General features: G+C 69.8%; 4 protein-coding genes. 2 read left to right on the forward strand and 2 right to left on the reverse strand.

What is annotated here, in order from left to right; all coding sequences use genetic code 11:
- On the forward strand, positions 1–844 hold an 844-nt coding region (locus tag A5701_RS00590), incomplete at its 5' end, for a chloride channel protein (protein WP_067747402.1).
- Positions 845–855: 11 nt separating this feature from the next.
- Here the strand turns inward: A5701_RS00590 and A5701_RS00595 are convergent.
- Together A5701_RS00595 and A5701_RS00600 are read right to left on the reverse strand one after the other, a co-directional pair.
- Positions 856–1,698 (reverse strand): MaoC/PaaZ C-terminal domain-containing protein, encoded by an 843-nt coding sequence (locus tag A5701_RS00595; protein ID WP_067747411.1) that lies wholly within the window; start codon positions 1,696–1,698, stop codon positions 856–858.
- A gap of 16 nt (positions 1,699–1,714) precedes the next feature.
- The gene (locus A5701_RS00600) at positions 1,715–3,079 is read right to left on the reverse strand and encodes a 3-oxoacyl-ACP reductase (RefSeq protein ID WP_067747413.1); all 1,365 of its coding nucleotides are present in this window, start codon (positions 3,077–3,079) and stop codon (positions 1,715–1,717) included.
- Positions 3,080–3,265: 186 nt separating this feature from the next.
- Here A5701_RS00600 and A5701_RS00605 point away from each other — a divergent pair, with 186 nt between their 5' ends.
- A complete protein-coding gene (locus A5701_RS00605) occupies positions 3,266–4,567 on the forward strand; it encodes an acetyl-CoA C-acetyltransferase (RefSeq protein WP_197498897.1) in 1,302 nt (433 codons plus the stop codon).
- Positions 4,568–4,841 lie beyond the last annotated feature (274 nt).

A 4,841-nucleotide genomic window follows, 5' to 3' on the forward strand; every position in this document is an offset into this window, starting at 1 on the left:
CGGGACCGCCTGGCTCAGGCGGCTGTCGCCGCGCGACCGCGAGGTGCTGCTGGCCTGCGCGGCCGGCGCCGGGCTGGGCGCGGTCTACGCCGTTCCGCTGGCGGGTGCGCTGTTCTCGGTGCGGATCCTGCTCAACACCTGGCAGCCGCGGGCGGTGGGCGCGGCGTTCATCTCCTCCAGCCTGGCGGTCGCCGTCGGTTCGGCCATCACCCGCGACGAACCGAACCTGCAGTGGCCGATCGGAGAGTCCACCTACCTGCTGACCGCGCACGGGCTGCTGCTGGCGCCGGTCGCGCTCGCGGTGGGGCTGGCGTTCAACCGGTTGATGGCGGCGGCCCGGCCGGCCAAGCCGATGCGGAACTGGGTGCTGGTCCCCGCGCTCGCGGCCGCCGGGCTGGTGATGGGCATCTGCTCGCACTGGTGGCCCGAACTGCCCGGCAACGGCCGAAGCATCCTGACGGTCAGCCTGGCCAGCGGCATGACGCTGTTGTCGGCGCTCGCGATCCTCGCGTTGAAACCCCTGCTGACCGCGCTGTTCCTGCGCGCCGGCGGGGCCGGCGGGATGCTGACGCCGTCACTGGCCACCGGCGCGGCCGCGGGGGCTGCGCTGGTGCTCGCGATCAACTGGGCGGTCGGGACGCACTTGCACGTGCCGGCGGTATCGCTGGCCGGCGCCGCCGGTGTGCTCGCGGTGACGCAGGGCTCACCGATCTGGGCGGCGATCTTCGTCTGGGAGCTCGCCCGCCCGCCGCTGTGGCTGTTTCTTCTGTTTCTGCTGACCGCGACCGGGGCGCACGGGCTGAAAGTCCTTGCCAACGGCCGCGGCCCGACGCATTCGGGCTAGAACCGCTGGAACTAGAGCGCCCGGACCGTCCCGGTCAGGTGCGGATAGCCCTTGGCGATGTTGCGCAGCGAGATGTCCCAGCCGTCATGGGTTTCGTCGATGTAGAGCCCCGCGGTGGCCGGCAGTACCAGCGGCTTGCCGAACCGCACGGAATACTTCACCGCGTCCGGCAGCCGCGCTTCGACGTTAGCCAATACTGCTGCGGCGCTGAACATTCCGTGCGCAATGACGGTGGGGAAGCCGAACAGCTTGGCCGCGATCGGGTTGGTGTGGATCGGGTTGTGGTCGCCACTGACCGCGGCATAGCGCCGGATCAGGCTGGGGCTGACGCGCACGACGGTGCTGGGCGGCGGCAGCTTGGGCTGTTTCTGCGGCGCCGGCTTGGGCTCGTCGGACAGGCTGGTGCGCTGCTGGTGCAGGAAGGTCGTCACCTGATGCCACGCGGTGTCGTTGCCGACGTTCACGTCGGTCACCAGGTCGACCAGCAGGCCCTTGCGGTGCTCGCGCAGGTTCTCCGCGTGCACCTGCACACCGACGGTGTCGGTGACCGCGATCGGCCGGTACTGCGTGATGTGGTTCTCCATGTGCACCGAACCCATTGCGGCGAAAGGAAAGTCGAACCCGGTCACCAGCGACATCATCGTGGGGAACGTCAACGCGAACGGATAGGTCAGCGGCACGTCGTTGCCGTAGCGCAGGCCGGTGACCGCCGCGTACTCGGCCACGTTCGCCTGGTCGATGGGCAATTCCTCGATGGTCACCGTGCGCGTGGGCAGCTGATTGCCACGGGACACCAGCGGCAGCGCACCGGCCGCCGCGCGCAGCATGTTCTTCAGGCCGCTTGGCTGATTCATCGCGATCTCCTCAGGCCTATGCGCCCAGCATGGCCTGGCCGCAGACGCGGATGACGTTGCCCGTCACCGCATTCGAGGCCGGACTGGCGAAGTAGGCGATGGCCTCGGCGACGTCGACGGGCTGGCCACCCTGCAGCAGCGAATTCATCCGCCGGCCTACCTCGCGGGTGGCCAGCGGGATGGCGGCCGTCATCTGGGTCTCGATGAAACCCGGCGCGACGGCGTTGATCGTGATGCCCTTGGCGTACAGCTCCGGCGCCAGCGCCTGGGTGAGACCGATCATCCCGGCCTTGGTGGTGGCGTAGTTGGTCTGCCCGCGGTTGCCGGCGATGCCGGCCATCGAGGACAGCCCGACGATCCGGCCCCCTTCGCCGATGGTGCCGTTGCCCACCAGTCCTTCGGTAATCCGAAGCGGCGCAAGGAGATTGACGGCCAGCACCGCGTCCCAGCGGGCGTCGTCCATGTTGGCAAGCAACTTGTCGCGGGTGATGCCCGCGTTGTTGACCAGCACGTCGGCGTGCCCGTCGTGGTGCTCTTGCAGGTGCTCGGTGATCTTGTCCACGGCGTCGTCCGCGGTGACGTCGAGCCACAGCGCGGTGCCCCCGACCCGGCTGGCCGTCTCGGCCAGCGCCTCGGCGGCCGATTCGACGTCGATGGCGACGACGCGGGCGCCGTCGCGGGCGAACACCTCCGCGATCGTCGCGCCGATCCCGCGGGCCGCGCCGGTCACGATGGCCACCTTGCCGTCCAGCGGCCGCTCCCAGTCGGCCGGCGGGGTGGAGTCGGCCTCGCCGACGTAGAACACCTGGCCGTCGACGTAGGCCGACTTGGCCGACAGGATGAACCGCATGGTCGATTCCAGGCCCGTCGCAGCCGGTTTGGCGTCGGGCGACACATACACCAGCGCCACCGTGGTGCCGTTGCGCAGCTCCTTGCCCAGCGAGCGCGTGAACCCCTCCAACGCGCGCTGCGCGATCCGCTCGTGCGGGCTGGCGGCGGCGTCGGGCGTGGTGCCGACCACCGCGACCCGCGCGGAGTGGCCCAGGTTGCGCAGCAGCGGCGTGAAGAACTCGTACAGCCCCCGAAGGCCCTCCGGCGTGGTGATCCCGGTGGCGTCGAACACCAGGCCGCCGAACTGGTCGGCCCAGCGTCCGCCGAGATTGTTGCCGACCAGGTCGTAGTCCTTGTCCAGGGCGGCGCGCAGCGGCTCGACGATCCGCCCCTCACCGCCGATCAGCAGCGCGCCGGCCAGGGGCGGATCACCGGGCCGGTAGCGGCGCAGCGTCTCGGGCTGCGGAACCCCGAGCTGCTTGGCGAGAAACGATCCAGGACCGGAATTGACAACCTGAGAGAACAGATCGGACGAGACCTTGGGAGCCACCGGAGCTACCTTCCATGAGCGTGCGAAGTCGGGGTGTGCCTACAGCACAACCGTATCGGGGACGAACTTACTTCAGAGTAAGAACAGTGGGTAGTATGGCCCCAGACGGGCATACCAAAACCGACAGACGGCAGATACACGGAGAAGACAGTGGCCCCTGCAAGTTCCGAGGCAAGCAACCAGCGCATTTCGCAGCGGCGACCCGTCGCCGTGCTGGGCGGCAACCGCATCCCGTTCGCCCGGTCCGACGGCGCGTATGCCGAGGCGTCCAACCAGGACATGTTCACCGCCGCCCTGGGCGGGCTGGTGGACCGCTTCGGCCTGGCCGGCGAGCGGCTGGGCGTGGTGGTCGGCGGCGCCGTGCTCAAGCACAGCCGTGACTTCAACCTCACCCGCGAGTGCGTGCTGGGCTCCGAGCTGTCGTCGTACACGCCGGCGTTCGACCTGCAGCAGGCGTGCGGGACCGGGCTGCAGGCGGCCATCGCCGCGGCCGACGGCATCGCGTCCGGCCGTTACGACGTCGCCGCCGCCGGCGGGGTGGACACCACCTCGGACCCGCCGATCGCCCTGGGTGACAACCTGCGCCGCACGCTGCTCAAGTTGCGCCGGTCCAAGTCCAACGTCCAGCGGCTGAGGCTGGTGGGCACGCTGCCCGCCAACCTGGGCATCCAGATCCCTGTCAACAGCGAGCCGCGCACCGGGCTGTCCATGGGCGAGCACCAGGCGATCACCGCCAAGCAGATGGGCATCAAGCGCGTCGACCAGGACGAGCTGGCCGCGGCCAGCCACCGCAACATGGCCGCCGCCTACGATCGCGGCTTTTTCGACGACCTCGTCACCCCGTTCCTCGGGCTGTACCGCGACGACAACCTGCGTCCGGACTCGTCGGCGGAGAAGCTGGCGAAGCTCAAGCCGGTGTTCGGCGTGAAGTCAGGCGACGCGACGATGACGGCCGGCAACTCCACCCCGCTGACCGACGGTGCCTCGGTCGCGCTGCTGGCCTCCGAGGAGTGGGCGGCCGCCCACTCGCTGACGCCGCTCGCCTTCCTGGTGGACGCGGAAACGGCGGCCGTGGACTACGTCAACGGCCGCGACGGCCTGCTGATGGCGCCCACCTACGCGGTGCCGCGGCTGCTGGCCCGCAACGGCCTGAGCCTGCAGGACTTCGACTTCTACGAGATCCACGAGGCGTTCGCCTCGGTGGTGCTGGCGCACCTGCAGGCGTGGGAGTCGGAGGACTACTGCAAGGAGCGGCTGGGCCTCGACGCCGCGCTCGGCTCGATCGACCGGTCCAAGCTCAACGTGAACGGCTCGTCGTTGGCGGCCGGGCACCCCTTCGCCGCCACCGGCGGGCGGATCCTGGCCCAGGCGGCCAAGCAGCTCGCCCAGAAGAAGGCGGAGCAGAAGGGTGCGGCCAAGCCGCTGCGTGCGCTGGTGTCCATCTGCGCCGCCGGCGGCCAGGGCGTGGCCGCGATCCTCGAGGCCTGAGCGCCCCGCCGGGTGGGCGGTTCCATGAAATCGGTCACAGCGGGTTAGTAACTCCGGCGGCTGGGTAACCGTATGCGCGGATGACCCCGTGTTGTGGTCTGACCCCCCGACCCCGACGGCAATACGGGGCATCCCTGAAACGGCCGCCGGTCGGCGTGGACGGGCGTACGAGAAGGGCCGCCGCTGGAGTGAGGGGATCCAGCGGCGGCCTTTTTGTATGCCCGTCTGTGCCCGATTGACCGCGCCCAATCAAAAGCCCCGCTTCCATTTCGGA

Origin of the sequence: Mycobacterium sp. E3305, from assembly GCF_001666785.1 — a bacterium.
Taxonomy (GTDB): Bacteria; Actinomycetota; Actinomycetes; order Mycobacteriales; family Mycobacteriaceae; genus Mycobacterium.

What these genes read in the sequence shown, in the direction of transcription:
- A5701_RS00595 (WP_067747411.1), bottom strand. Translation starts at nt 1,698, where the DNA reads ATGAATCAGCCAAGCGGCCTGAAGAACATGCTGCGCGCGGCGGCCGGT.